Origin of the sequence: Acrocarpospora corrugata, from assembly GCF_009687845.1 — a bacterium.
Classification (GTDB): Bacteria; Actinomycetota; Actinomycetes; order Streptosporangiales; family Streptosporangiaceae; genus Acrocarpospora; species Acrocarpospora corrugata.
On the sequence record NZ_BLAD01000046.1, the window covers coordinates 24,778 to 50,921 of the forward strand.

The following is a 26,144-nucleotide window of genomic DNA, read 5'->3' on the forward strand; positions in this document are numbered from 1 at the left end:
CATGCGGATCGAGGATTACGCCCTCATCGGGGACATGCAGTCGGCTGCCCTGGTCGGGCGGGACGGTTCGATCGACTGGCTGTGCCTGCCGCGGTTCGACTCCCCCGCGTGCTTCGCCAAACTGCTCGGCGACGCGTCGCACGGCTCCTGGTGGCTGGGCCCCAGCTCCGGCGGACCGGCCACCAGGCGGGCCTACCGGGGCGAGACCCTCATCCTGGAGAGCGTCTGGGACACCCAGGGCGGCACCGTCAAGGTGATCGACTTCATGCCGCCCCGGCACGTCAGCCCCGACCTGGTCCGGGTCGTGGAGGGCGTGTCCGGCACGGTGGAGATGAGCACCGAGCTCCGGATCAGGTTCGACTACGGCCGGATCGTGCCGTGGGTCCGCCGCACCGACGGCCACCTGCAGGCCATCGGCGGCCCCGACTCGGTCTGGCTGCACTCCACCATCCCGCTGAAGGGCGGCGACTACAAGCACAAGGCGACCTTCCGGGTCTCCGCCGGGGAGCGCCAGACGTTCGTGTTCACCTGGCACCCGTCGCACGAGCCCCGCCCGGAGGGGATCGACCCGATCGACCAGCTCGGCCAGACCGAGGCGTTCTGGACCGAATGGGTGGCCTCCGGCAGCCACGGCGGCCCCTGGCGGGACGCCGTGGTCCGCTCCATGGTCACCCTCAAGGCCCTCACCTACGCGCCGACCGGCGGCATCGTGGCCGCCCCCACCACCTCCCTGCCCGAGGACGTCGGCGGCGTCCGCAACTGGGACTACCGCTACTGCTGGCTCCGCGACGCCTCGATGACCCTGGACGCCCTGATCCAGTCCGGCTACCTGGAGGAAGCCGGCGCCTGGCGCGAATGGCTGCTCCGCGCCATCGCGGGCCGCCCGCAGGACCTCCAGATCATGTACGGCGTGGCGGGCGAACGCCGCCTCCCCGAGACCACCCTGGACTGGCTGCCCGGCTACGAGGCCTCCCGCCCGGTCAGGATCGGCAACGGCGCGGTCGACCAGCTCCAGCTCGACGTCTACGGCGAGGTGATCAACAGCCTCTACCAGTCCCGCCGCCACGGCCTGCCCCCCAACGAGCACGCCTGGCAGCTCACCCGCAAGATGATGGACTTCCTGGAATCCGGCTGGGACCAGCCCGACGAGGGCCTGTGGGAGGTCCGCGGCCCCCGGCGGCACTTCGTGCACTCCAAGGTGATGGCCTGGGTGGCCGCCGACCGCGCCGTCCGCCTGGTCGAGGAGCTGAGCCGGTCAGGCCCGTCCGGCCGCTGGCGTGCCCTGGCCGACCGGATCCACGCCGAGGTGCTGCGCAAGGGCTTCGACCCCGGCCGCAACACCTTCACCCAGTCCTACGGCTCCCGCGAGCTGGACGCGGCGCTGCTGCTGATCCCGATGATGGGCTTCCTGCCGCCGGAGGATCCCCGGGTGGTCGGCACCATCGAGGCCGTGGAGCGCGAGCTGAGCAGCGACGGTTTCATCCTGCGCTACCCGATCGCCGAGGCCAACGCCGTGGACGGCCTGCCCGGCGGCGAGGGCGCCTTCCTGGCCTGCAGCTTCTGGCTGGCCGAGGCGAAGGCCAGGATCGGCCGCAAGGAGGAGGCGATCGAGCTGTTCGAACGCCTGCTGTCGCTCCGCAACGACGTCGGCCTGCTCGCGGAGGAGTACGACCCGCGTTACGGCCGCCTGGTCGGCAACTTCCCGCAGGCGTTCAGCCACGTCCCGCTGATCCACACCGCGCAGGCGCTCAGTTAGCCCCGCCGGCCAGCCGGGCCAGCAGCCGGGCGAACTCGGCCGGGGGCGTGACCACCAGCCGGACCTGGCCGTCCTGGGCGACCAGGTCGGCCTGGATGCGGGTGAGCCGGTCCTGGTACCACCAGTAGACGTGCGGGCTGAGCCCGTGGGCGCGCCGCTCGTCGAACTCGCGCTGGGCGTAGACGCGGAGCCGTTCCAGCGCCCGTACCACGCCGATGCCCTCGACCGGGTGGACCGCGATCGCGCCCGCGTGCGGCAGCACGACCAGCACCCCGTCGGCGGGGGCGGGCAGGCGGCGCAGGTGGGCGACGGCGGTCGGCGCGGTCAGCAGGCGGACGTTGACGCCGCCGAGGTTCAGGTGCTCGGCGGTGAGGCGCTCGTCGGCGAGGGCGTTGTCCAGCGCGACGTCGAGGGCCTCGGCGGGCGGGATCGGCCAGCAGAACGCCTCCTCCGGCCGGACCGGCCTGCCGCCGATGGTGAGCACCTCGATCAGGTCGGCGCTCAGGTGGCGGCCGATGATCCTGGACGGGTCCGGGATCGACGGGTCGTCGGCGGCGTGCACCCGGGTGCGCAGCAGCGGTTTGATCCGCGGCAGGTTGCAGGCGTCGAACGGCTCGCCGGAGATCGCCCGGGACAGGTGCTCGGAGACCAGCACCGGCCAGTCCTCGCGGGACCGCCGGGCGGCCTCACGGCGCAGCCCGACCAGGTTGACGGTGCGGACGGGTCCAGAGCCGTCCCCGGCACGGTCGCCCATGAGCAGCGAGGTGCCGTCATTCTCGAAGGCGCACGTGTAGCCCATCGTCTCCACGACGAGTCCGAGCAGCGAGTCGAGGTCCACGTCCTCGGCTGCCCGGGGTTCGGGCCGCACGGGCTGCTCGGGCTGTCCTGGCCGGATCCGACCACGCAGCCGCCGCAACAGACCCAAGGCACCCATCCCTCCGCGTTTCAGTTGAAAAGGGCTTGTTGGAAAAGCCAGCTTCAGGGTGCCTTGTCGATGTCGCTAATGAGGCCAGTCAGAGAGCACGATTCGGTATCAATAACCCCATCCGTCCCCAGCCACACACTGAACTGTGGTGATCCGTGCCCGATCGGCAGCCCCGCGATGATCGGCACTCCCAGCGGCATCAGCCGTTCGGCCAGGACCGGTAGCACGTTCCCACAGTCCACCCAGGACCCGAGCGCGAAGCCCTTGACCCCGTCGAACGCCCCGTTCTGCGCCAGCTGGGTGAGCATGCGGTCAACCCGGTACGGATCCTCCCCCACATCCTCAAGCAGCACGATATGCCCTTCCGCCCGCATCTCGTACGGCGTTCCGCACATCGCCGCCAGCAGCGTCAGATTGCCGCCGATCATCGGCCCGACCGCCCGTCCCGGCACCATCACATGGTCCCCGGCGACCGCCGTCGGCGTGTGCCCGTGGAACAGCGTCGTGTGCAGATGCCCGAGCGAGTACGGCTCCGGCCCCTCCGGGTCGGCCAGCGTGGCGCAGGCCGGCATCGGCCCGAACACGGTGGCCAGGCCGAGCCGCCGGGCGAACGCCAGGTGCAGGGCGGTGATGTCGCTGGAGCCGACCAGGATCTTGGATCCGGCCGACTTCATCGCGTCCCAGTCGATCAGGTCGAGCAGGCGGCCGGCGCCGTACCCGCCGCGGGCGCAGATCACGGCGGCGACCTCGGTGTCGCACCAGGCCTCCTGGAGATCGGCGGCGCGGGCCACGTCCGGCCCGGCCAGGTACCCGCGCCGGGTGAAGATCCGGGCGCCGAGCACCACGTTCAGCCCCAGGTCGGTGAGGACGCGGCGGCCGCGCCAGAGGCGCTCGGGATCGATCGGCCCGGAGGGCGCGACCAGGGCTACGGTGTCGCCGGGAGCCAGCCGCGGCGGGGTGCGTTCGTGCACCCCCCAAAGGGTGTCAGACTAGGGCTCACCTATGCGACATCCGACCCACATCTTGGTGGTAAACGGCGTAAAGGTCCGACAGCCGGTCTTCGTGCTCGGCGCCCCGCACTCCGGCGCGGACCTGCTCGCCCGCGCCCTGAAACGTTCGCCGGGCTTCCATCTCACGATGGGCCGCGCGCCGGTGGCGCGCGTGGTGTACGCCTTCGCCCGCAAGCCGTCCATCGCCAGGAGCGGCGGCGCTCCCCGCGTGCTCCGCGACGTGCTCGCCGAGGCGTGGCAGATCATCCCGGGCGCCTGCGCCGAATGCGCGGCGCCGTGCCGGGAGGCGGGCGGCATCGTCGGCGCCGGGCCGTGCGCGCTGGAGGAGATCGGCTCGGGCACCCTGGCCAGGTTCGGCGACGCCAGCCCCGACCTGCTGTACAGCGCGCCGGTGCTGCTGCAGGCCTTCCCCGACGCCCGGTTCGTGCAGCTGATCAGGGACGGCAGGGACGTGGTCGCCGACATGCTCGCCGACCCGGCCGCGATGGCCTGGTTCAAGCCGCACATGCTGGCCGAGGACACCGAGTTCCCCAACCCGTTCCTGGGCGTGAACGCGGCCGCGCACCGGGACCGCTGGAAGGAGATGACCACGGCCGGCAAGAGCGCGCTGCGCTGGCGCGCCGCCATCCGGCTCAGCGCCGTCCTGCGCAAGGAACTCCCGGCAGGCCAGCTCCTCACCATCCGCTACGAGGACCTGCACCGCTCCCCCGCCGGCTCGATCGACACGGTCTCCGAATTCCTGGACACCAAGATCTCCACCATCGCCCTGTACGGCACCCGCGCCCCCAACGTCGGCACCTGGCGACGCCGCCTCGGCCCGGCCGACGTGAAGATCGTGGAGAAGGTGGCCAGGGAGGAGCTCAAGCGGCTGGGGTATCAATGAGAAAGTCGTGATCTGGGCAGCCGCAGCGGCGCGTCGGCCGATCGGCGACCACGCGGCTGTCTATGGGACGGCTTTCTCGTTGACCGCAACAGTGAACTGGGTCCGGTAGAGCTCCGCGTAGAGCCCGCCTCTGGCCAGCAGTTCCTCGTGCGCGCCCCGCTCGGCGACCCGGCCGTCCTGCATGACCAGGATCGTGTCCGCCTCCCTGATGGTGGACAGCCGGTGCGCGATCACCAGCGAGGTCCGGCCGCGCAGCGCGATCTTGAGCGCCTTCTGCACGGCGGCCTCCGACTCCGAGTCCAGGTGCGCGGTGGCCTCGTCGAGCACCACCACGGCCGGGGCCTTCAGCAGCAGCCGGGCCAGCGCGATGCGCTGCTTCTCACCGCCCGACAGCCGGTAGCCCCGGTCGCCGACCACGGTCTCCAGCTCGTCGGGCAGGCTGTGGATCAGATCCGCGATCTGGGCCGCCCGCAGCGCTTCCCAGACCTCCTCGTCACTGGCGTCCGGCCGCGCGTAGCGCAGGTTGTTGCCGATCGTGTCGTGGAACAGGTGGGCGTCCTGCATGACCACGCCGACGGTGTCGCGCAGGCTGGCCAGCGTGGCGTCCCTGACGTCGACGCCGTTGAGGCGGACCGCGCCCTCGTTCACGTCGTACAGCCGGGAGACCAGCGAGGTGGTGGTCGTCTTGCCCGCGCCGGAGTGCCCGACCAGGGCGATCAGCTCGCCGGGGCGGGCGGTGAAGGAGACGCCGTTCAGCACCTGGGCGGGCTCGCCGGACTCGGGCCTGGCCACTGTCTCCAGCGAGGCCAGCGAGACCTCGGCGGCGGCCGGGTAGTGGAAGCGCACGTCGTCGAACTCGATGGTGACCGGTCCTGCCGGGATCGCGCGGGCTTCGGGCTTCTCGGCGACCATCGGCTTGAGGTCCAGCACCTCGAACACCCGGTCGAAGCTGACCAGGGCCGTCATCACGTCCACGTGCACGTTGGAGAGGCTGGTCAGCGGGCCGTACAGGCGCATCAGCAGGGCGGACATGGCGACCAGGGTGCCCAGCTGGAAGGTGTCGCCGATGGCCAGGACGCCGCCGAAACCGTACACCAGGGCGGTGGCCAGGGCGGCGATCAGGCCGAGCGCGATCCGGAAGACGGTGCCGGCCATCGCGACGGTGATGCCGAGGTCGCGGACCCGGGCGGCGCGCTCGCCGAAGTAGACGGCGTCCTCGTCGGGGCGGCCGTACAGCTTGGCGACCATGGCGCCGGCCACGTTGAAGCGCTCGGTCATGACCGAGCCCATCTCGGCGTCCAGCTGCATCTGCTCGCGGGTCAGGATCGACATGCGGCGGCCGACCAGCTTGGCCGGGATCACGAAGATCGGCAGCATGGCCAGCGCGACCAGGGTGATCTGCCAGGACAGGATGAGCATCGTGATCATCACGATGATCAGGCCGATCACGTTGGAGACGACCGACGACAGGGTGCTGGTGATCGCCCGCTGGGCGCCGATCACGTCCGAGTTGAGGCGGGACACCAGCGCGCCGGTCTGGGCGCGCATGAAGAAGGCCACCGGCATGCGCTGCACGTGGTCGAAGACCTCGGTGCGCAGTTTGTAGATCAGGCCCTCGCCGATCCGCGCGGAGAACCAGCGTTCGCCCATGCTCAGGGCCGCGTCCAGGACGGCCAGGCCGGCGATGGCCAGGGCCAGCCAGATCACCAGGTCGACCCGCTTCTGCGGGATGCCGGTGTCGATGATCGTCTTCACCAGCAGCGGGTTGGCGATCACGATCATCGAGTCCACCACCACGAACGCGAGAAAAGCCGCGATCTGCAGGCGGAACGCGCCGGCGTACCGGCCGATCCGGCGGACAGTGCCCGGCTTGAGGCGTTCCTGCATCACGGACTTGTCGCGGCGCATGGACCGCATCACCGAGGGCCCATAGCCCCCGCCCATCATCGCCATAGTCGCCGCCCCAGCGTTGTAATCACGTAATCAGACAACCTGCTGAGGGGTTCCCTGATTCCGGCTCAGCTTGGAGCGAACAGTGTTCTGAGTCGTATGACCTGTTCCTTCCGCTCGGCGGCGGCCTGCTCCTCCAGGCTCCGCCCCTGGGCGCCCTGCAGCAACCGCTTGGTCGCCGTCGCGGCGCCGCGGTCGGTCGCCAGCAGCGCGTCCGCCAGATCCCGCACCGCCCGCGCCAGATCCCCGGGCGGGACCGCCAGTTCGGCCAGGCCGAGCCGGACCGCCTCGTCGGCCCCGACCACCCGCGCGGTCAGGCACAGCTCGATGGCCCGGGGCAGCCCGACCAGATCGACCAGCGGCTTGGTGCCGGTCAGGTCGGGAACGAGCCCGAGAGCGGGCTCCTTCATACAGAATTTCACGTCATCGGCCACGACCCGCAGGTCGCAGGCGAGCGCGAGCTGGAAGCCCGCGCCGATCGCGTGGCCGTGCACGGCCGCGATCGAGACGATGTCCGGGCGGCGCAGCCACAGGAAGCCGCGCTGAGCGTCCGCTATCCGTCTCTCGAAGGTGGTTTCCTCAAGAGACGCGGCCGAGGCGAACGAGCCCTGCCCGGGCACCCCCTCCGGCGTGAACATGCGCAGGTCGATGCCCGCTGAGAAGGACGGCCCCTCGCCTTTCACGACGACGATCCGCACCTGATCCGGAAGGTTCTCCCCTATCCGGGCCAGGGCCGACCAAGTGGCGAAAGTCTGCGCGTTTCGCCTCTCCGGCCGGTCCAGCGTGATCGTCGCGATCTCGCCGTCCACCTCATAGCGCAGTCCGATCTCCGCGAGCTCCCTCGCCGAGACGGTCTCCGCACTCCCCCCAAGACTCGCGTCCACAGTCACCGACATCCCCTTCCCTGCGGTCGCGTCCGAGTTTACCGAACATAGTTCGGCTTCTCAGACGCGGCCGCTCTTGGACCTACGGGGCTGAGCGGCTGCGGTCGCTACTGTGAGGCGGATCTAGCGCTTGGACTTGCCTCGGGTCGCCCCGCCGCGTCCGCGCAGAGTCACACCGGACTCGGAGAGGATGCGGTGGATGAACCCGTACGACCGGCCGGTGGAAGCGGCCAGTGCCCGGATGCTCTCACCCGCGGCATAGCGCTTCTTGAGATCGCTGGCCAGTTTTTCACGGTCGGCCCCGGTCACCCGGGTGCCCTTCTTCAGAGTCTCGGCCACGAGTACCTCCTGTAGTGCCAGACTTCCGCAGCGTTACTCACGCCATGATCAGTCATTTCGGCGGGATCGGCTACCTACTCCCAGGGAAAAGATCCGTACCCGACAAAATTAAGATCAGGCGAGTGCCACAAGATCGGAAAATTCGGCGCTCCACGCGTCTTCGATTCCGTCAGGTAGCAAGATCACCCTATCCGGTTGCAGGGCCTCAACCGCCCCTTCATCATGCGTGACTAGCACAATCGCCCCAGAATAGGACCTTAACGCCGACAACACTTGTTCCCGGGAGGCCGGATCGAGGTTGTTGGTGGGCTCGTCGAGCAGCAGCACGTTGGCGCTCGACAGCACCAGGGTGGCCAGCGCCAGCCGGGTCTTCTCCCCGCCGGACAGCACCCCGGCGGGCTTGTTCACGTCGTCGCCGGTGAACAGGAACGAGCCGAGCGTGCTGCGCAGGTCCACGTCGGCCAGGTCCGGCCCCGCCGACCGCATGTTCTCCAGCACGGTCCGCTCCGGGTCGAGCGTCTCGTGCTCCTGCGCGTAGTAGCCGATCTTGAGCCCGTGACCTGGACGGACCTCGCCGGTGTCGGGCTTCTCCAGGCCGCCGAGGATGCGCAGCAGCGTGGTCTTGCCGGCGCCGTTCAGGCCCAGGATGACCACCCGGGTGCCCCGGTCCACGGCCGCGTCCACGTCCGTGAAGACCTCCAGCGAGCCGTAGGACTTGGACAGGTCGACGGCCGTGAGCGGCGTCCGGCCGCACGGCGCGGGCGCGGGGAAGCGCAGCTTGGCCACCTTGTCGGAGCGGCGCTCCGACTCCAGGCCCGACAGCAGGCGCTCGGCCCGGCGGGTCATGTCCTGCGCCGCCTTGGCCTTGGTCGCCTTGGCCCGCATCTTGTCGGCCTGCGACATCAGCACCGACGCCTGCTTCTCCGCGTTCGCCCGCTCGCGCTTGCGGCGCTTCTCGTCGGTCTCCCGCTGCGCCAAATACGCTTTCCAGCCGACGTTGTACGTGTCGATCACGCAGCGATTGGCGTCCAGGTGCAGAACGCGGTTTACCGTCGCTTCAAGTAGACCAACATCGTGGCTGATAATGATCAAGCCGCCCTGGTGTGATCGTAAAAAATCACGAAGCCACCCGATTGAGTCCGCATCGAGGTGGTTTGTCGGCTCGTCAAGCAGGAGAGTCTCCGCTCCGCTGAACAAAATCCTGGCCAGTTCCACCCGCCTGCGCTGGCCGCCGGAGAGCGTTTCCAGCGGCTGCTTGAGCACCCGGTCCGGCAGCCCGAGGCTGGACGCGATCGAGGCGGCCTCCGACTCTGCCGCGTAGCCGCCGAGCACGTGCAGGCGGTCCTCCAGCCGGCCGTAGGCGCGCACCGCCTTGTCCCTGACGCGGGTGTCGGCAGAGGACATGCCGAGTTCGGCGGCGCGCAGGTCGCGGATGACCTCGTCCAGGCCGCGCGCGGCCAGGATCCGGTCCCTGGCCAGCACCTCCAGGTCGCCGGTGCGGGGGTCCTGCGGCAGGTAGCCGACGTTCCCGGTGATGGCGACGGACCCGGCGGCGGGCATGCCCTCACCCGCGAGCACCCGGGTCAGCGTGGTCTTCCCGGCCCCGTTCCGGCCGACCAGACCGATCTTGTCCCCCGAGTTGACCCGGAAGCTGGCCTTCTCGATGAGCAGGCGTGAGCCCGCGCGTAGTTCGACGTCAGTAGCAATGATCATGATGAAAGGAACACTCCGGTGAGACGTGGCTGAGGAACCCGATGGCGGGGGTCGATCAATCGGGAGTGCCCATGGGGCAATTGTAGGGGCAGACCGGAGCCCACCCCGAAGATCAGCCACATCGTGGACCGTGACGGAGGGGTGTTCAGGACGCGCGTTCGGCGTCCAGCGCGTTCATTTTGGCCACTTTGCGGCCGAGCCGCAGGCCTGGAACTCGGCCGCCAGCCAGTGGTCGACCAGCAGCAGCGCCACCTCCGCGCCGACCACCCGCGCCCCCAGGCAGAGCACCTGCGCGTCGTTCGACTTCCGCGCCCGTTCCGCCGAGTACGGATCGCTGACCGAGGCCGCGCGGACCCCCGGCACCTTGTTGGCCGTGATCGCCATGCCGATCCCGGTCCCGCACACCAGCACCGCCCGGTCAAAGGCCGCCGCCGCCACCTCCCGCGCGACCTCAACCGCGATATCCGGATAATCCACCTCCTGCACGTCCGGGACGCCGAAGTCCACGACCTCGTGCCCGAGCGCGCCCAAATGCGCCTTGATGGTCTCCTTCAGCGCGAACCCCAGATGGTCGGCCCCCATCGCGATCTTCACCGGCCCTCCTCCAGAACACGTTCCAGCACCTTTCCCCCGGCCCCCAGCGCCGCCGCCAGCGACACCGCCCCCGGATCCGGAGTGCCCACACTCCGCACTCCGTGCACAGCCGCCCTGCCCTTCCGGCCCGCCAGCCCGGCCGTGCCGGCGGCGGCTTCGGCGGCGACGTCCGCGGCCTCCCGCCAGACCGCGGTCAGGGAAGTGTGGCGGGACCGCCCGAACGCGGCCACGAACGGGGCAAGCGCGTCCACCATCGTCTTGTCCCCGGCCACCGCACCGCCGAGAGTGGTGACGGCGGCCAGCGCGGCCTCCAGGGCAGCGTGAACGTCAGCGACCGTTGCGCCTCCGAACTCAGGACCCTCCAGAAGCCGGGCTCCCGGCGCGGCCTCCAAAGCGGCATGCACGTCGGCGACCGTTACCTTTCCGAACTCCGGACTCTCTGGACGCCGGACACCCGGCGCGGCCTCCGGGGCGGTGCGCGCAGCGAGCTCTTCCCCGGCTGCGGACAGCCCCGCCCCCCACAGCGCGCCGCTGGCGCCACCGGCCGCCTCGCTGAACGCGGCTCCGGCGGCGGCGAGCACGTCACCGCCATCAGACCCGCCGTCGTGGCGGCGGCGACAGCCGCGCGGAAGCCGCGGACCATCCCGGCTCCGTGATCGCCGTCCCCGGCGACGGCGTCCAGGCGGCCCAGTTCGGGTTCGATGGCCTCGATCGCCGCCGCCATCTCGGTGATCATGGCGGTGACCACTTCGGCGCAGCCCGTACGCGGCGGATCGGCGTTCGCTCTCGCGGCCAATTCGGCGTCCACCCTCCCGGCCGATGAGGCAGGGATTCCGGGCGCGGCATAGTTGGCAAGGGCGGGTGTGGCGAGGTCGGCGGGGCCGGCAGGTGCGGCGAAGCCGCCGCCGAGAGCTCGGTCATCCTCGTAGCCGGATGTGGTCAGCGCCGTGCCTGGGCCGAGCGCGGCGTGGGCCGCGAGCCCAGTGAGGTCGGTTGGTGTGCTCTGTCCGGTTCGGTAGCCGGGTGCGGTGGCGGGGGTGTTCAGGTAGGGCTCGATGGTGTCGTCGAGCCAGCACAGGGTCAGGGAGTCCCCGGCGTGATTGCCGCCGGTCGCCGGGCGCGCTGGCCACGTCGTCGGTTACCAGGACGATCCGGGCGTCCACGCCTTCCCGTCTGGCGCGTTCGACGGCCGTGCCGAAGTGCATGACGTCGCCGGAGTAGTTGCCAAAGGACAGCAGGACGCCCGCGCCGCCGTCCAACGCCTTGACGCACCGGTACACGTGTTCGGCGGAAGGGCTGGTGAACACGTCTCCGACGACCGCGCCGTCGCACAGGCCGGGGCCGACGAGTCCGGCGAAAGCGGGATAGTGACCGGATCCGCCGCCGATGAGCACCGACGCCCGGCCCCGGACGGGGGCCGACACCGACATCACGCCCGAGGCCGAGGGGACTTTTCGCAGGTAGCGGCCATATGCGGCGGTGAGTCCGGCGAGGAACTCGTCTTTGAACCCGGCTTCGGAATTGAAGACATATGTCATGGATCGACCTCCAGCAGTGCGGTGAGCTGGTCCAGGACCTGGTCGAGGGAGTGGCAGACGGCGGCGGCCAGCGCGGCGGCGTCCTCGGCCAGCGGATATCGCGCGTGTTCGATGGCCAGGACGGTGAGCCCGGCCGCGACGGCGGAACGAACCCCGTTACTGGAGTCCTCGACGGCGTAGCTGGCCGTGGGATCGATACCAAGCCTGCGGGCCGCCTCGGCGTACACGTCGGGAGCGGGTTTGCCGGCCCGCACCTCGGCGCTGGAGACGGTGACCCGGAAGTAGCGGCCCAGGCCCATCGTGCCCATCACGGTGTCGATGATCGTGCGCGGCGCGGACGAGGCCAGCGCGATCGGCACCCGCCCGGCGACCGCGGCGACCATCTTCTCCGCCCCCGGCAGCAGGCTCACCCGGCCCGAGTCATAGGCCCCGGCGACGAACGCGACAACCGCGTCAGCTGCCAGCCGAGGATCGGCCCCAGCCCGTCCGCCCAGGTAGGCCCCCCACTCCGGGACACTCATCCCTTGGCAGGAGCGGGTGTCATCCGGCGTCCAGGCATACCCGTGCTCAGCCGCGAACGACGTCCAGCCCTCCTCCCACAAGAACTCCGACATCACCAGCACGCCATCCAGATCGAAGATCACACCACGCCCACCCATCACGCCTCCCGATGGATGACGAGGCAGCCGCACAGCGCTAGCCGGTTGGAGGGGCGCGGCTTCACGGCGTCTCCCGGTGGTAGAGGGGGTGGATGAGGCGGCGCGGCGCCGGTTGGTGAGGGCGCGGCTTCATGGCGTCTCCCGGTGGTAGAGGGGGTGGAGGGCCTCGTATAAGCGGAGGTAGGTGGCGTAGCGGCGGGTGTAGGTCTCAGCGCGGGCAGGGTCCGGCTGGTAGGTGGTGTCGATGGTGGCGCGGGCTTTCAGGGGGGTGAAGTCGGGCCAGTGGCCGAGGGCGACCAGGGCGCAGGCGGCGGCGCCGATGGCGCCCGCGTCCTGGGGGTTGGTGATGGTGTGGAGGGGGCGGCCGAGGATGTCGGCGATGATCTGGAGCCACTGGGTGCCGATGGTGCCGCCGCCGACGGCGCGGATGGTGGCCAGGTCCTGGCCGAATTGGTGGCCGTATTCGAGGGCCCAGCGCATCTGGAAGGCCACTCCCTCCATGACGGCGCGGAGCAGGTGGGCGGGGCCGTGGGCGAGGCCGAGGCCGACGAAGGCGGCGCGGGCGTGGTCGTCGAAGACGGGGACGCGTTCGCCGCTCAGCCAGGGGGCGAAGATCAGGTCCTGCATCTGGTCCTGGCAGCCGGCCACCAGGCGGTCCACCCGGTCGTAGTCGACCCGGCCCTCGGGGTCGAGGCCGAGGGTGCGGGCGATCCAGGCCAGGGCGGCGCCGCCGGTGGCGATCTCCAGCCAGAGGATCCACCGGCCGGAGTCGACGTGGGCGAGCGCGCCGAGCCGGCGGGCGGGGTCGCGGCCGGGCTGGTCCATGGTGACGCCGAAGTAGATGGCGGTGCCCAGGCTGACGTGCACGTCGCCGGAGCCGACCGCGCCGGAGCCGGCCTGGCTGGCGGGGACGTCGCCCGCGCCCACCACCACCGGCACGCCCGGAGGCAGCCCGAGTTGTTCGGCGACGGGGTCGAGGATCGTTCCGGCGAGGTCGGTGGCCCTTCTGATCTCGGGGAGCAGCTGGACCGGGATGCCGAGTTCCTGGCAGAGCGGCCAGTCCCAGTCGCGCCGGACCTGGTCGTACAGGCGGTACGCCGACGCCCCGGCGTGGTCGACCACCGCCCGGCCGGTCAGCCACATGACCACGGCTTCCTTGCAGTCCAGCAGTTTGAAGGCGCGGCCGAAGACCTCCGGTTCCCGGTCCCGCAGCCAGAGGATCTTGGGCAGGATGTCCTTGGCCGACACCACCGCGCCGAGCCGCTCGAACTGCAGGTCCGGCGGCATGCGCGCCGCCAGCGCGGCGGCCTCGCCGGCTGAGCGCTGGTCCAGCCAGCTGAGCATCGGCAGCAGCGGCCGCCCGGCCGGGTCGACCGGGACCAGGTTGAACATCTGCGCGGTCACGCTCACCCCGCCGATGCCGGCGTTGCGGTCGGCCAGGGTGCGGCCGACGTGGCGGGTTGCGGTGAGGATGTCGTCCAGGTCCTGGTCGACCCAGCCGTTCTCCTTGGCGCGGAGGCCGTACGAGCAGAAGGCGCTGTCGAGCAGGCGGCCCTCGGTGTCGGTGACGACCGCTTTGACCCCGCTGGTGCCGACGTCGAACGCGAGGATCCTCATGAGCCGGTCCCGAGGATGGCGGGGAGGATGTCGAGGAAGCGGTCGTTCTGTTCCTCGGTGCCGACGGTGACGCGCAGGTGCGAGCCGCGGAGCCGGTGCGCGCTCATCGCCCTGATCAGGATGCGCTGCGACAGGACTGCGTCGACGACGGGCAGGACTTCCCGGCCGGTGCCGGAGATGTCGGCGAGCACGAAGTTTCCCTCGGACGGGTAGGCGGTGACCCCGTCCATCGCCTGGAGGCCCTTGTAGAGGCGGTCGGCCTCGCCGCTGATGTGGCGGCGGCGTCGTTCCAGCTCGTCGGGTTCGGCGAAGGCCGCCAGGCAGCCCCAGATCGCCATCAGGCTGACGCTGAACGGGATCCGTACCCGCTCGACGACGTCAGCCAGCCACGGGTCCGCGATCGCGTACCCGACCCGGAGCGCGGCCAGGCCGAAGCCCTTGGACATCGTCCGCGTGGTCACCAGGTTCGGATGGTCCGCGACCAGGTGGGCGAAGGACTGGCCGTAGCCGCACTCCAGGTACGCCTGGTCGATGATGACCGGGATCCCGGTCGCCGCGAGCCGCTCGACCTGCTCGACCGTCCAGCCCTTCCCGGTCGGGTTGTTCGGACTGCACAGAAAAATGATCTTCGTGCGCGGGGTGATCGCCCGCAGCACGGCGTCCACGTCCAGCTCCCACGCCTCCGTCAGCGGGACGAACACCGGCGTGCTCCCGCACAACCGGGACTGCGTCTCGAAGAACGCGTACGTGGGAGTCGGGATGATGGTCTCGTCCCCCGGGCCGGTCAGCACCCGGGTCAGCACGTCGAGGATCTCGGTGGAACCGTTGCCCAGCACCACCGACTCGACCGGCGCCCCGCAGTGCGCCGCGACCGCGGCCCGCAGGTCCTGCCCCGAGTACGGATACAGATGCCCGACCGCCATCGCGTCCGCGACCGCGCGCAGCACGGCCGGCGACGGCGGGATCGGGCACTCGTTGGACATCATCCGGGCGAGCTCCCGGCGCCGCCAGGCGAAGTCGTGGTGGGTCGCGTTGTACGGCGCCGCGTCGGCGAAGCCGGGCCGGACGAAGCTCTGGATGGAGCGAGTCACAATCTAACCTTTCGGTCCGGGGCGGCGGCGGGGGGCCGCCGCCCCACGTGCGTCATCGTTGTGGTGGCGTTTCCCGGCCGGCGACGGCCGCCGGAATCCCCGCCTGGCCCCGCCTGATCCGGCGCGCAGGACCGTCGCGTACCAGATCGCGGCGATCACGAAGAAGATCCCGGCCATCAGGGCCGTCTGCCGGTTGGCCTCCGGGATCACCAGCTCGCCGACCACGAACAGCGACCACAGGAACGCCGTCCACCGGACCGGCGTGGCCCAGGCCCCGAGGCTGAACGAGGTCGTCGTCGAAAGCCGGTTGTGCGCCGACGCGTAGATGACCGCGCCGATGGTGAGGGCGCCGCGCAGGATGTGCGTGATCGGGACCTCCGCGCCGGTGGCCTCCCGCAGGCTGCCGATGTTGATGGTCAGCGCGACGATCATGAAGAAGCCGATGGTCAGCGACACGATCAGGGCGGCGATCACCGCCCGTGGCACCTGCTTCTTGGCCAGCTTCGTCTCTTCGGCCAGGTCGGCCGCGCCCTCGAAGCCGGTCAGCACCCAGATCGCCAGCAGTCCCGACATCAGCAGGGCGCCGGTGAAGCCGGATCCCTGCACCGAGGACGTGGTCAGGAAGCTGAGATCCTGCACGGGGTTGGTGACGAACCCGACGACCAGCAGGATGATCGTGAGCACGATGGACAAGCCGAGCTCCGCGACGAACGCGGCGGCGTTGTTGATCTTGGCGGCGATCTTCACGCCGACCAGGTTGATGACGAGCTGGGTGAAGGTGACCAGCACGACGACGATCAGGGTGCTGGTGGGGTTGATCTCCAGGCCCAGCCGCTCCTGAAGGATCGGCGCCAGGCCGAAGTTCAGGCCGGTGAAACCCGGGATGAAGGCCATCAGACCGGCCCAGCCGACGAAACCATCCGTAGTGGGAGTTGATCAGGCGGCTGGTCCACTGGAAGGCGTATCCGCTGATCGGCATGCGCCCGGCGAGTTCGGCCAGCACCAGCGCGACCAGGATCTGCCCGGCGGCGACGAGGAAGGTCCAGTCGAAGACCGGTCCGATCATCCCCAGTGAGTAGGCGTAGGTGGTGAAGATTCCCGCGGTGATGCACATGCAGGAGATCGAGATGGAGGGCGAACTCATGAGGCCCATGGTTCGGTCCAGCTGCGGCTCATAGCCGAAGGACCGGAGTTCCTCGTCGTCCGTCAATCCATCCTGAAGCCCCCGATCGTCACTTTTCGGAATCATGTAATCACCCTTTCTCGGATGTGCAGGCCGGGTGAGGGTCTCCCGGCTAAGTGCCGCTCCGGCCGGCGTTCCGCCCGCCGGAGCCGTGGTCGAACAGGTCCTGCCTGCCGTGGCGCAGTCGCCGTACGGTGAGGTGGAAAACGCCGGGGACGTAGTGCTCGCGGGAGGCCAGCACCGGGTGCCCGTCCGCCGACTTCTCGACCTGGTCGAGACGGAGCAGCGGGCTGTTGCGACGGCATCCGAGCGCGGCGGCCAGCCGGGTGCCGGCCACCGTGGCCGACACGGCCGCGACACCGCCGAGCAGGTGGATTGCGCAGTCGCGTTCCAGGAATCGGTAGATCGACCCGCCGTCGTACGCCGGGGAGCCGGAGCGCTCCAGGACCTCCAGCGGTATGACGTCCAGGCCGTGGGCCGCGGGGACGCCGTCCACGCGGATGATCCGTTCGACCGAGAGGACCCGGTCGTCGGGTTTGAGGTTCAGCGCCTCTGCCAGCCAGCCGGGTGCGGTCTCCTCGTGCGCGCTCACCACCTCTATGCCCAGGGTCGCGTTGGCGGCCAGGACGGCTTCGGTGACGCCGATGTCCAGGTCGAGGGAGCTTTCCACCTGGGGGTGGCGCTGTGCCACGAAAGTCCCCACTCCGTGCCTCCGCCGTACCAGTCCGTCCGCTTCCAGGCCGCTGAGGATCTCCCGCAGCGTGGGGCGGCTGATTCCGTACTGGGTGGCCAGCGCCGGTTCCGAGGGCAGGCGCTGCCCGGGTTGCAGCCATCCGTCGGCGATCTGCGCCACGAGCAGACTCCGCACTTCCCCGGAGAGAGGCAGCCGCTGTCCTGGGGGGATGGAGGGTGAGCCATTCGGCATGTGTTGTAAGATGTCAGACAACTGCGGAATGGGTCAATAGTGAAGTTTCCGGTTCGTGCTGTGACTACGCGGGGCCGTCGATGATCCTGATTCGGACCGCCCGGAATAGGGCCGGGGTCTCGGTCAGGACGGCGAGCTTCGGGTCGGGGACGGTGAGGAACGGTTCCCGCTCCAGCGTGAACAGCGCGGCCAGCCGGCGATCCTCGCGGAGTTCGTCGATGGCCCGTTTGTCCCCGCCGACGACGAGCGCGTCCAGGCTGCCCGCGTGCGGCAGCAGGACCCGCGCGGCGACGTCGGCGGCGGCCTGGAGCGCCTCGGTGGACTGCTTCTCGCGCCGCCGGGCGAACCGGTGCTGCGACCAGCCACCGGCCGCGCTCCGGCCGTGGACCAGGCGCGCGCCCACTTTCGAGACCAGCAGCCGATCGCCTTCGAACACGCCCGCCGCGTATCCGCCGAGCCTGACGAGCAGGACGCCCACGCGCCTCGGCTGGTTCGCGTGCGCGACGAGTCCGGCGATCGCGTCACCGTCATGGGCGAGCGGCGGGAACGGGACATGGCATTCGGCGACCGAGCCGTCCGGCGCGGACAAGGTCACGAGCTCCGGCGAAGCCGCCACCGACGGCTCCCCGTGGCGGTCGGCGAAGCCGCGGATCCACCGGTGGACTCGTTCCGGCCCGACGGAGACCCATCTGCCACCGCCCGCCGCGGGCCTCGCCGTCATGAGAAGCCAGCCTAGCGACCCGGCGCCGCGACCTTGCCATACCGCGCGAGTGGCGAATATGGGGCGAGCTCCACGGACCGAAACGGCCGAATGCGCTCGCGCGAGGGCGCTCGGTCTTCTATCCGAGGAACGTCGCGGTCGCCGCCACGAAGCGGTCCGCGTCGTCGAGCCAGGGGAAATGGCCTGCTTCCGGCTGGACGGCGAACTCGGCATTCGGGAACAGCGCGGCGAATTCGGCCGCGACACTCGGCGGCGTGTTCAGGTCGACCGCTCCGGCGAGGACCAGCACCGGCGCGTTGAAAACGGCCAGCGCCGCCCGGGTGGCGGCCGGGTCGAACGCGCCCTCGGAGCCGTACACGGCGGCGGCTTCGTCGTTGCGGTGGGCGTCGTGGCCCGCCTGGTAGGCCTGGGCCGCCTCGTCCCATCGGCCGTAGAAGAACGGGTCGACGGCCGTCCAGCTGGCTTCGGTGGCGGTGCCGGCCACGATCGCCTCAAGCGCGGCGAAGGCGGGTTCGAACCAGGGTTCGCCCTTGCGGAGCCGGGCGACTTCGAGCCGCGCCTCCCCCGTGACCGCGATGCCGGCCGCCGCGGCGCTCGGGGTGACCAGGACGAGCTTGCTGACGCGCTCCGGGTGCCGGGCCGCGTACAGCACCGCGAGGTTCGTGCCGCCGGAGTGTGCGAGCAGGTCCAGCCGGTCGAGGCCGAGGTGTTCGCGCAGGGCCTCGACGTCGTCGACGAGCCGGTCGCAGCGGTAGGAGGCGGTGTCCGCCGGGGTCGCGGACTGGCCGGTGCCCCGGGGGTCCAGCATGACCAGCTGCCGATGCGCGGAAAGGCCCCCGAGTTCACCGAGGTAGCCGGAGTCCTGCATCGGGCCGCCCGGCAGGCAGATCACCGGGGAGCCCTCTCCGAGGACGTGGTAGGCGAGAGCGGTTCCATCGTCCGCGGCGAAGGCTGGCATGGCGAGGATCCTACGAGGACGGCGCCGACGACTGCGAGCCATTATCCAGCGCACGCGAGACACGAGCACAGCCATGGCAGCCGCAGGCTCAAACTGGTCAAAGGCCAGCTGGGGTTTCATCGCAACAAATGGGGAAATGTCGGTGAACTTCAATTCACAGAGCGGGTTCCGTACCTGCCAGGAGACCAGAATTCAAGCGTGTCGGTTCCCATACCCCTCTCGGCGCCGGTCGCGACCTCTCCGCCGTCGGCGGAACACTCGCCCTCCGGGCCGTTCACCGTGTCGGGGTACATCCCCGCCTGGTCCGCCGTGCCGGCGGCCGGGTCCCCCGGCTACGAGGACGCCCAGACTCGCGTTCCCAGTGGCCCCGCGGTCTCCTTCACCCCCGTCGTCGACCTCGACTCCGGTGGTGTGATCGCGGTTCAGGTCACCGCCGAAGGCCGGTACGGCGCGGATCCCGCCGACATCACGGCCACCGTGAACGCCGTGCAGGCCGCCACCGACGAGGAGGCGCGGCTGCCGCTCGTGCTGTCCATCCCGGCCGCCGCCGTGGTCGCGGGGTCGGGCGGGCTCGCGCCGCTGCACGAGGCCATGCGCGCCGGCGGGCGGCGGCCCCGCGAGGTCATCCTGGTCATCGAGGGCGATCTGCACGTGGCGGACCGCGGCCACCTCATGGCCGGCGTCGACGGCCTGCGCGCCGCCGGCTACCTGATGGCCTTCGGCAGCCTGGGCGTGACCCACCTGCCGCTCGACATCCTGGCCGACACCTCGCCGTACGTGATCGTGATCTCGCCGCAGCTCGTCGACCGCATCCCCCGCGACAACCGCCGCGGCGCGCTGGCCGAATCCATGGTCACGATGGCCCGCGGCATCGGCGCCCACGTCCTCGCCCCCGGCATCCGGGACGAATCGCAGCTCGGCGCCATCCGGGGCTGGGGCATCCGCCTCGCCCAGGGGCCGCTGCTGGCCCCGCACGACTGGAAGCCGTCCCACGGCCGCGTGCACGTCCCGGTCCCCATCCCGGAGGCCACCCCGATGGCGGCCCTGCTCGGCCCGCGCGTCCAGGAGTTCCTGCTCCCGGCCATGACCCTGGCCCAGAGCGCCAGCGCCGAAGACGTCGTCAACGCGTTCGGCTCGGAATCGTCGATCACCAGCGTCGTCCTGGTGGACGAGTACCAGCGCCCGCAGAGCATGATCGACCGCAGCCGCTTCCTGCTCTTCATGGCCGGCGCGTACGGCCACGCCCTGCACGCCAGGAAACCCGCCCACCGGATCGCCGACAGCGCCCGCCTGGTCCCCAAGACCACCCCCGCCATCGCCGCCATGCAACTCGCGGGCCGGGAGTCCGAACGCGTCTACGACGACCTGGTGGTGGTCGACGAGGTCGGCCGCTGCCTGGGCATCGTCCACGTCAGCGACCTGATCCGCCACGTCGCCAACACCCAGCCCGCGAAGGTGTGACCGCTCAGACGATCCGGGACACCCGCCCGGTCTCCAGCGAGTAGTACGCCCCCACCACCCGCAGCCCGCCGGCCCGGATCCGCGGCGCGAGCAGCGGATCGCGGCTGAGCCGCCGGGCCACGGTCACCGTGTGGTCGCGCACCATGCTCTCCACCAGCAGCGGGTCCACGATCACCTGCCCGCGCCCGGTCATCCGCAGGTAGGCGGGCCGCAGCGCCAGCACGATGTGCTGCATGCCGCCGGGCAGCCGGTCCTGCTTGCTGAGCGCCTGCGCCGCGGCCGTCACCGCGCCGCACCGCTGGTGCCCGAGCACCACCACCAGGGGCGCCCTGAGATCCTCGGGCCCGTACTCGATGGCGGCCGTGACCAGCGGATCCACGGTGTGCGCCGCCGTGCGGACCGCGAGCACGTCGCCCACGCCCGCGTCGAACACCATCTCCGGCGGCACCCGCGAGTCGATGCACGACACGACCACCGCGTACGGCGTCTGCCCGCCGGCCACCTCGATCCGGCGGGCCACGTCCTGGTTGGGGTGGATCGACCCTCCCGACGCCCAGCGCTCGTTGCCGGACATGAGCAGCCGCCACGCCTCCTCCGGGGTCCGCGGGGTGCGCTCCGGCGGTAGCTCCGGCCGGTCGCTGGATCCGACGGCGACGCCGCCGACGAATCCCGCGCCTGCCAGGAGGCCGCCCGCCAGGACCGCTCCGCCGTACAGAACCCGCCTACGGCTCACACCCGCGCCACTACTCACAGTGACGATTGTCCGCGCTATTACCCGCTCGTGTCACCTGGTTGACGGACCCCGGTCACAGGCGGCAGGCGTAGATGTCGGTCACCAGGATGGCCTTCGCGCCCAGGTCCCAGAGCTGATCCATGATCATCTGGTGGCCCTTGCGCGGGACCATCGCGCGCACCGCGACCCAGCCCTCCCGGTGCAGCGGGGAGACGGTCGGGCCTTCCATCCCCGGCGTGATCGCGATCGCTTCCTCGATCCGCTCCGCCCGGATGTCGTAGTCCATCATCACGTAGTCGCGGGCCACCAGGACGCCCTGCAGGCGCCGGACGAACTGCTGGAAGCCGGGGTTGTCGGCCGCGCCGACCTGCTTGATCAGCACCGCCTCGGACTTGGCGATCGGCTCGCCGAACACCTCAAGCCCGACGTTCCTGAGGGTCGTGCCGGTCTCCACCACGTCGGCGACGGCGTCGGCGACCCCCAGCCGCAGCGCGGTCTCCACCGCGCCGTCCAGCTTGATCACCCGGGCGTCGACGCCCTTCTCGGCGAGGTATTTGCCGAGCAGGCCCGCGTACGAGGTGGCGATCCGCTTCCCCATCAGGTCCTCGACCCCGGAGTACACGCCGGGCGTGGACGCGAACCGGAAGGTCGAGCGCCCGAACCCCAGCGGCACGACCTCCTCCGCCGGCGCGCCCGAGTCGAACAGCATGTCCCGGCCGGTGATCCCGGCGTCGAGGGTGCCCTCCCCCACGTACACGGCGATGTCGCGCGGGCGCAGGAAGAACAGCTCGGTGGAGTTGTCGGGGTCGACGACCACCAGCTCCTTGCTGTCCTTCCGCGGCCGGTAGCCGGCTTCTCTGAGTATGGTCTGGGCGGCCTCGGTGAGAGCACCCTTGTTCGGTACGGCTAGACGCAGCATTGGCTTGGCCCTTCGGAATGGTCTTGACCTGGTCCACCTGGTTGCCGGACTCCGGGTGGAGTCCTACAGATGCTTGTAGACCTGGTCCAGCCCGATCCCGCGCGCCACCATCAGCACCTGCAGGTGATACAGCAGCTGCGAGATCTCCTCGGCGGCGCGATCGGCGGATTCGTACTCGGCCGCCATCCACACCTCGGCGGCCTCTTCCACGATCTTCTTCCCGATGGCATGGACGCCGGCGTCCAAAGCGGCCACGGTCCCCGAGCCTTCCGGCCGGGTGACCGCCCTCTCGGACAGCAGCGAGTAAAGCTCATCGAAGGTCGTCATCGTCCACTCTCACCATGGGTTACCGGCCCTTGCAACCCTAGCCGCCACTCACCCGATTCCGCCGGAACGTCCACGTCCCGAGACTCGATGTCCCTACTGCATAGGACTTTTGGCCCGATATATCCACAGTTCATCTGACGTTTCCGGAAGGGTTGAACCGTTCCCGTCCGTGCCCTTGTGCTCCGGCCAGTTCACGCGATAGAAACGTCTGACAATACTTCAATCCTTGAAACAAGCCTTGCCACCTGTAAGAGAGCGCTCTCAATGTTCCGGCGATGTCGGCCGCCGGTCGCAGGTTCTCACCCCCCGATTGGCCCCTGCTGCGCCCGCAGCGGAAAGGACGAACCGTATGACGACCCAGTCACCCGGCGACGACAGTGTTATGAGGCGGCACCCGCGCCGCCTGCAGGTCAGTAGGGCGTTCACGTTCGGTGTCGTCCTGGCGGCCGCCGTCATGACGGCGGGAATCCCCGCCACCGCCGCGACGGCGAACGACGGCGCGCCGAGTTTCGGGCCGAACGTCACCATCTTCGACCCGAGCATGCCCGTCGGCACGATCCAGGCGACGCTCGACGCGGCGCACACCGCCCAGGTCAACAACGAGATGGGCACCACCCGCCACGCCTACCTCTTCAAGCCCGGCACGTACGGCACCGCGGCGCAGCCGCTCCAGATCAAGGTCGGCTACTACACCGAGATCTCCGGCCTGGGCGCCTCCCCCACCGACGTCGTCATCAACGGCAAGGTCGAGGTCTACAACCGCTGCCTGGCGGACGGCGGCACCGGCAACTGCCTGGCGCTCGTCAACTTCTGGCGCACCCTGTCCAACCTGTCGATCAACGTCAACGCGGCCGGCCAGGACGGCTGCCGCTCCTCGGCCAACTTCTGGGCCGTCTCCCAGGCGGTCTCGCTGCGCCGTCTCAACATCAGCGGCGGCAACCTGTCGCTGATGGACTACTGCACCGCCGGCCCGCAGTACGCCAGCGGCGGCTTCATCGCCGACTCCAAGCTGCCCTCCGTCACGAACGGATCGCAGCAGCAGTGGCTGACCCGCAACAGCGAGGTCGCCGGCTGGTCGAACGCCGTCTGGAACCAGGTCTTCGCGGGCGTCGTCGGCGCCCCGGCCGAGACCGCCTTCCCGAGCCCGCCGTACACCACCCTCGAGACCACTCCCGTCAGCCGCGAGAAGCCCTACCTGTTCGTTGACGCGCAGGGCAACTACAACGTCCGCGTACCCGCCGCCCAGACGGGCACACGTGGCATCACGTGGGCCAACGGCATGACCCCGGGTTACACGCTGCCGATCAGCGACTTCTTCATCGCGAAGCCGTCGGACTCGGTGAAGGACATCAACAAGGAGCTCGAACGCGGCAAGCACCTGCTGCTCACGCCCGGCGTGTACGACATCGAGAAGAGCATCGATATCGAGCGCCCGAACACGGTCGTCCTCGGCATCGGGCACGCCACGCTCACCGCCGTCAACGCCTCGACCCCGATCGAGGTCGACGACGTCCCCGGCGTGATCGTCGCCGGCGTGACCATCGACGCGGGTCTCAAGAAGTCGCAGGTTCTGCTGAAGGTGGGCAAGAAGGACAAGAGGAGCCACAGCTCGGCGGACAACCCGACGACTCTGGCCGACGTGTACTTCCGCGTTGGCGGACCGCACGTCGGCAGGACCAACACCGCGCTCGAGGTCAACAGCGACCACGTGCTCATCGACCACACCTGGGTGTGGCGCGCCGACCACGGTGTCGAAGGCTTCACCGACACCCAGCGGTGGAACACCAACGACGGCCGCAACGGCGTGATAATCAACGGCGACCACGTGACCGCGACCGGCCTGTTCGTCGAGCACTTCCAGCGGCACAACACCATCTGGAACGGTGAGGACGGCACGACGATCCTTTACCAGAACGAGCTGCCGTACGACCCGCCGACCCAGGCCGACTGGATGGACGGCGACGTCGAGGGCTATGCCGCCTACAAGGTGGCCAGGAACGTGAAGAGGCACCTCCTCTACGGCGGTGGGGTCTACGTCTTCAACCAGAACAACCCGTCGATCCACACCGAGAACGGCTTCGAGGTCCCGCAGACGCCGGGCGTGAAGCTGCACCACATCATGACCGTCAACCTGAGCGCCGGAATCATCGACCACGTCGTCAACGGCGTGGGCGAAGCGGCCGACACGACCAAGATCGGTGCGCCGGTGTACATCACGGACTACCCGGCGGTCCCGTAAGACCCGCCCCGGTGGGCCGGATCCTTCCGGCCCACCGGGGATCTTTCACGTGCGGATGAACCCCTCGTAGCCACGGGCGGCGACGTCGTCGCACTTGGCCCGGTAGTTGCCCAGGCCGCCCACGTAGGGCAGGAACACCCTCGGCTTGCCGGGGATGTTCGCGCCGGAGTACCAGCTCTCGGACTTGGCGTAGAGGGTGAACTCGGCCATTTCCCTGACGTGCTCCATCCAGGCCGCCTCGGCCCCGGCTCCGGCTTCGATCACGGCTCGCGGGCCGAGGTCGCGCCGCAGGTCGCCGAGGCAGGCGGCGATCCACTCCACATGCTGCTCGATCGAGACGATCATGTTGGTGAGCACGGAAGGGCTGCCGGGGCCGGTGATGGTGAACAGGTTGGGGAACCCGGCGCTCATCAGGCCCAGGTAGCTGCCCGGCCCGGCCGCCCACGCGTCCCGCAGGCTCAGCCCGTCCCGGCCCCGGATGTCCATGGCCAGCAGGGCTCCGGTGATGGCGTCGTAACCGGTGGCGAAGACGATGACCTCGGCCTCGTGCGCGGCCTCGGCGGTGCGGATCCCGGTGGGAACGACCTCCGTGACGGGAAGATCCACCAGGGTGACGTTGGGGCGGTTGTAGGTCGGGTAGTAGCCGGTGTCCAGGCACAGTCGTTTGAGCCCGATGGGGTAGCCGGTGGGGATCAGGCGTTCGGCCGTCGCCGGGTCGGTCACCAGGGCGCGGATCTTGTCCCGGACGAAGTCGGCGGCCAGCTGGTTGGCCTCCTCCGTCAGCAGGAGATCGTAGAAGCCGGCCAGGAAGCCGACTCCGCCCTGGGTCCACCTGCGCTCGAACTCGGCCTGGCGCTCCTGCGGGCTCACGTCGAAGGCCGACCGGTCGCCGTACTCGATCAGGAATCCGCCGGGTGAGGTCCGGGCCCGCCCCCGGTTGTCGTGGAACCAGCGTTCCTGGGCCGGGTCCAGGGGTCCGTTGACCGCCGGGGTGCTGAAGCTGGGCGTGCGCTGGAACACCGTCAGGTGGGCGGCCTGTTCGGCGATGGCCGGAATGACCTGGATACCGGAGGAGCCCGTGCCCACCACGGCGACCCGCTTGCCGGTGAAGTCGACGCCCTCGTGGGGCCAGCGGCCGGTGTGGTGCCAGTGGCCGTCGAAGGTGTCCAGGCCGGGCAGGCCGGGCACGTTGGCCGCGGACAGGCAGCCGACGGCGGTGATCAGGTATGTCGCGCGCAGGACGTCGCCGTCGTCGGTGGTCACCGTCCAGCGGCCGTCGTCGTAGCCGGCGGCCGTCACCCGCGTGCCGAACCGGATGTCCTCGATCAGGTTCAGCCGGTCGGCGACGTACCTGGCGTAGCGCAGGATTTCCGGTTGGGCGGCGTAACGCTCGCTCCAACTCCACTCCCGGGTGATTTCTGGAGAGAAGGAGTAGGAGTACTCCAGGCTCTGCACGTCGCAGCGAGCGCCGGGGTACCGGTTCCAGTACCAGGTTCCTCCCACGTCCTCGCCGGCTTCCACGACGAGGGCCGTGAAGCCGAGGGCGCGCAGCCGGTGCAGCATGTACATCCCGGCGAATCCAGCGCCGATGACGATCGTGTCGAACTCGCGCGGCAAGGAAGCATCCTCCAACGAAAGCGGGCGGGGGGATGAATCTCGCACCGCGCCCTGGAACGCGGCTGAAGCGGCGTTTCAGCAGTGCTTCAGCGCCCGGTGCGA

Annotated in this window: 25 protein-coding genes; 5 read left to right on the forward strand and 20 right to left on the reverse strand. The window is 70.1% G+C overall.

The window, feature by feature from the left end; translation table 11 throughout:
* Position 1 precedes the first annotated feature (1 nt).
* Positions 2 to 1,756, forward strand: coding sequence for a glycoside hydrolase family 15 protein (locus tag Acor_RS13525; RefSeq protein WP_155336971.1), 1,755 nt, complete (start codon positions 2 to 4; stop codon positions 1,754 to 1,756).
* Here the strand turns inward: Acor_RS13525 and Acor_RS13530 are convergent.
* Positions 1,749 to 2,681 (reverse strand): hypothetical protein, encoded by a 933-nt coding sequence (locus Acor_RS13530; RefSeq protein WP_155336972.1) that lies wholly within the window; start codon positions 2,679 to 2,681, stop codon positions 1,749 to 1,751. The genes Acor_RS13525 and Acor_RS13530 overlap by 8 nt on opposite strands.
* A 53-nt stretch (positions 2,682 to 2,734) precedes the next feature.
* On the reverse strand, positions 2,735 to 3,652 hold the full coding sequence (locus Acor_RS13535; protein ID WP_155336973.1) for a S66 peptidase family protein: 918 nt from the start codon (positions 3,650 to 3,652) through the stop codon (positions 2,735 to 2,737).
* Between the two features lie 55 nt (positions 3,653 to 3,707).
* Between Acor_RS13535 and Acor_RS13540 the strand changes: the two genes are divergently transcribed.
* Entirely contained in the window at positions 3,708 to 4,574 is an 867-nt protein-coding gene (locus tag Acor_RS13540; RefSeq protein WP_308805648.1) for a sulfotransferase, read from the forward strand.
* 60 nt (positions 4,575 to 4,634) lie between these two features.
* Here the strand turns inward: Acor_RS13540 and Acor_RS13545 are convergent, their stop codons facing one another.
* The 11 genes from Acor_RS13545 to Acor_RS13595 form a co-directional block, all read right to left on the reverse strand.
* Complete coding sequence (locus Acor_RS13545) at positions 4,635 to 6,527, reverse strand: ABC transporter ATP-binding protein (RefSeq protein ID WP_155336975.1); 1,893 nt, start codon at positions 6,525 to 6,527, stop codon at positions 4,635 to 4,637.
* 65 nt (positions 6,528 to 6,592) lie between these two features.
* On the reverse strand, positions 6,593 to 7,420 hold the full coding sequence (locus Acor_RS13550) for an enoyl-CoA hydratase/isomerase family protein (protein ID WP_155336976.1): 828 nt from the start codon (positions 7,418 to 7,420) through the stop codon (positions 6,593 to 6,595).
* A gap of 111 nt (positions 7,421 to 7,531) precedes the next feature.
* On the reverse strand, positions 7,532 to 7,747 hold the full coding sequence (locus Acor_RS13555; RefSeq protein WP_155336977.1) for a helix-turn-helix domain-containing protein: 216 nt from the start codon (positions 7,745 to 7,747) through the stop codon (positions 7,532 to 7,534).
* 114 nt (positions 7,748 to 7,861) lie between these two features.
* The gene (locus Acor_RS13560; protein ID WP_155336978.1) at positions 7,862 to 9,460 is read right to left on the reverse strand and encodes an ABC-F family ATP-binding cassette domain-containing protein; all 1,599 of its coding nucleotides are present in this window, start codon (positions 9,458 to 9,460) and stop codon (positions 7,862 to 7,864) included.
* A 174-nt stretch (positions 9,461 to 9,634) separates the two neighbouring features.
* Entirely contained in the window at positions 9,635 to 10,054 is a 420-nt protein-coding gene (gene rpiB, locus Acor_RS13565) for a ribose 5-phosphate isomerase B (RefSeq protein WP_155336979.1), read from the reverse strand.
* On the reverse strand, positions 10,051 to 10,875 hold the full coding sequence (locus tag Acor_RS13570) for a DAK2 domain-containing protein (RefSeq protein WP_422664805.1): 825 nt from the start codon (positions 10,873 to 10,875) through the stop codon (positions 10,051 to 10,053). The genes rpiB and Acor_RS13570 overlap by 4 nt, the downstream gene beginning before the upstream one ends.
* A 96-nt stretch (positions 10,876 to 10,971) precedes the next feature.
* Complete coding sequence (locus Acor_RS13575; protein ID WP_155336980.1) at positions 10,972 to 11,592, reverse strand: dihydroxyacetone kinase subunit DhaK; 621 nt, start codon at positions 11,590 to 11,592, stop codon at positions 10,972 to 10,974.
* On the reverse strand, positions 11,589 to 12,251 hold the full coding sequence (locus Acor_RS13580) for an HAD family hydrolase (RefSeq protein ID WP_155336981.1): 663 nt from the start codon (positions 12,249 to 12,251) through the stop codon (positions 11,589 to 11,591). The genes Acor_RS13575 and Acor_RS13580 overlap by 4 nt, the downstream gene beginning before the upstream one ends.
* 129 nt (positions 12,252 to 12,380) lie before the next feature.
* The gene (locus Acor_RS13585; RefSeq protein WP_155336982.1) at positions 12,381 to 13,868 is read right to left on the reverse strand and encodes a xylulokinase; all 1,488 of its coding nucleotides are present in this window, start codon (positions 13,866 to 13,868) and stop codon (positions 12,381 to 12,383) included.
* Positions 13,865 to 14,959 (reverse strand): histidinol-phosphate transaminase, encoded by a 1,095-nt coding sequence (gene hisC, locus Acor_RS13590; RefSeq protein WP_170316911.1) that lies wholly within the window; start codon positions 14,957 to 14,959, stop codon positions 13,865 to 13,867. The genes Acor_RS13585 and hisC overlap by 4 nt, the downstream gene beginning before the upstream one ends.
* 3 nt (positions 14,960 to 14,962) lie before the next feature.
* Entirely contained in the window at positions 14,963 to 15,853 is an 891-nt protein-coding gene (locus tag Acor_RS13595) for an APC family permease (RefSeq protein ID WP_155336984.1), read from the reverse strand.
* A 38-nt stretch (positions 15,854 to 15,891) separates the two neighbouring features.
* On the opposite strand from Acor_RS13595, the gene Acor_RS13600 reads away from it, so the two are divergent.
* On the forward strand, positions 15,892 to 16,038 hold the full coding sequence (locus Acor_RS13600; RefSeq protein WP_155336985.1) for a hypothetical protein: 147 nt from the start codon (positions 15,892 to 15,894) through the stop codon (positions 16,036 to 16,038).
* Between the two features lie 216 nt (positions 16,039 to 16,254).
* Here Acor_RS13600 and Acor_RS13605 read toward each other — a convergent pair whose 3' ends face one another.
* The 3 genes from Acor_RS13605 to Acor_RS13615 form a co-directional block, all read right to left on the reverse strand.
* Complete coding sequence (locus Acor_RS13605; protein WP_170316912.1) at positions 16,255 to 17,010, reverse strand: GntR family transcriptional regulator; 756 nt, start codon at positions 17,008 to 17,010, stop codon at positions 16,255 to 16,257.
* Between the two features lie 121 nt (positions 17,011 to 17,131).
* Complete coding sequence (locus Acor_RS13610; protein ID WP_155336987.1) at positions 17,132 to 17,788, reverse strand: acVLRF1 family peptidyl-tRNA hydrolase; 657 nt, start codon at positions 17,786 to 17,788, stop codon at positions 17,132 to 17,134.
* A 118-nt stretch (positions 17,789 to 17,906) separates the two neighbouring features.
* Positions 17,907 to 18,746 carry an alpha/beta fold hydrolase gene (locus Acor_RS13615; protein ID WP_155336988.1) on the reverse strand — a complete coding sequence of 280 codons (840 nt, stop codon included), beginning with the start codon at positions 18,744 to 18,746 and terminating at the stop codon, positions 17,907 to 17,909.
* Positions 18,747 to 18,944: 198 nt separating this feature from the next.
* On the opposite strand from Acor_RS13615, the gene Acor_RS13620 reads away from it, so the two are divergent.
* A complete protein-coding gene (locus Acor_RS13620) occupies positions 18,945 to 20,207 on the forward strand; it encodes an EAL domain-containing protein (protein ID WP_246238629.1) in 1,263 nt (420 codons plus the stop codon).
* 4 nt (positions 20,208 to 20,211) lie between these two features.
* Here the strand turns inward: Acor_RS13620 and Acor_RS13625 are convergent, their stop codons facing one another.
* The 3 genes from Acor_RS13625 to Acor_RS13635 all read right to left on the reverse strand — a co-directional run bounded on the left by Acor_RS13625 (position 20,212) and on the right by Acor_RS13635 (position 22,186).
* Positions 20,212 to 20,958: a carbonic anhydrase gene (locus tag Acor_RS13625; protein WP_155336989.1), complete on the reverse strand. Its 747-nt coding sequence runs from the start codon at positions 20,956 to 20,958 to the stop codon at positions 20,212 to 20,214.
* A gap of 55 nt (positions 20,959 to 21,013) precedes the next feature.
* The gene (gene hisG, locus Acor_RS13630) at positions 21,014 to 21,859 is read right to left on the reverse strand and encodes an ATP phosphoribosyltransferase (RefSeq protein ID WP_155336990.1); all 846 of its coding nucleotides are present in this window, start codon (positions 21,857 to 21,859) and stop codon (positions 21,014 to 21,016) included.
* 63 nt (positions 21,860 to 21,922) lie between these two features.
* Positions 21,923 to 22,186 (reverse strand): phosphoribosyl-ATP diphosphatase, encoded by a 264-nt coding sequence (locus Acor_RS13635; protein ID WP_155336991.1) that lies wholly within the window; start codon positions 22,184 to 22,186, stop codon positions 21,923 to 21,925.
* 349 nt (positions 22,187 to 22,535) lie between these two features.
* Here Acor_RS13635 and Acor_RS13640 point away from each other — a divergent pair, with 349 nt between their 5' ends.
* Positions 22,536 to 24,425, forward strand: a complete 1,890-nt coding sequence (locus Acor_RS13640; protein ID WP_246238630.1) for an adenylyl cyclase — start codon at positions 22,536 to 22,538, stop codon at positions 24,423 to 24,425.
* A gap of 45 nt (positions 24,426 to 24,470) precedes the next feature.
* Here the strand turns inward: Acor_RS13640 and Acor_RS13645 are convergent, their stop codons facing one another.
* Entirely contained in the window at positions 24,471 to 26,042 is a 1,572-nt protein-coding gene (locus Acor_RS13645; protein WP_281353215.1) for a flavin-containing monooxygenase, read from the reverse strand.
* Positions 26,043 to 26,144 lie beyond the last annotated feature (102 nt).

Excerpts from the sequence above, each read along its gene's own strand:
- Acor_RS13525 (WP_155336971.1), top strand. The coding sequence starts at position 2 with ATGCGGATCGAGGATTACGCCCTCATCGGGGACATGCAGTCGGCTGCC.
- Acor_RS13545 (WP_155336975.1), bottom strand. The coding sequence starts at position 6,527 with ATGGCGATGATGGGCGGGGGCTATGGGCCCTCGGTGATGCGGTCCATG.
- Acor_RS13550 (WP_155336976.1), bottom strand. The coding sequence starts at position 7,420 with ATGTCGGTGACTGTGGACGCGAGTCTTGGGGGGAGTGCGGAGACCGTC.
- Acor_RS13560 (WP_155336978.1), bottom strand. The coding sequence starts at position 9,460 with ATGATCATTGCTACTGACGTCGAACTACGCGCGGGCTCACGCCTGCTC.
- Acor_RS13575 (WP_155336980.1), bottom strand. The coding sequence starts at position 11,592 with ATGACATATGTCTTCAATTCCGAAGCCGGGTTCAAAGACGAGTTCCTC.
- Acor_RS13580 (WP_155336981.1), bottom strand. The coding sequence starts at position 12,251 with ATGGGTGGGCGTGGTGTGATCTTCGATCTGGATGGCGTGCTGGTGATG.
- Acor_RS13585 (WP_155336982.1), bottom strand. The coding sequence starts at position 13,868 with ATGAGGATCCTCGCGTTCGACGTCGGCACCAGCGGGGTCAAAGCGGTC.
- Acor_RS13595 (WP_155336984.1), bottom strand. The coding sequence starts at position 15,853 with ATGGCCTTCATCCCGGGTTTCACCGGCCTGAACTTCGGCCTGGCGCCG.
- Acor_RS13610 (WP_155336987.1), bottom strand. The coding sequence starts at position 17,788 with ATGACGGCGAGGCCCGCGGCGGGCGGTGGCAGATGGGTCTCCGTCGGG.
- Acor_RS13615 (WP_155336988.1), bottom strand. The coding sequence starts at position 18,746 with ATGCCAGCCTTCGCCGCGGACGATGGAACCGCTCTCGCCTACCACGTC.
- hisG (WP_155336990.1), bottom strand. The coding sequence starts at position 21,859 with ATGCTGCGTCTAGCCGTACCGAACAAGGGTGCTCTCACCGAGGCCGCC.
- Acor_RS13635 (WP_155336991.1), bottom strand. The coding sequence starts at position 22,186 with ATGACGACCTTCGATGAGCTTTACTCGCTGCTGTCCGAGAGGGCGGTC.
- Acor_RS13640 (WP_246238630.1), top strand. The coding sequence starts at position 22,536 with ATGACGACCCAGTCACCCGGCGACGACAGTGTTATGAGGCGGCACCCG.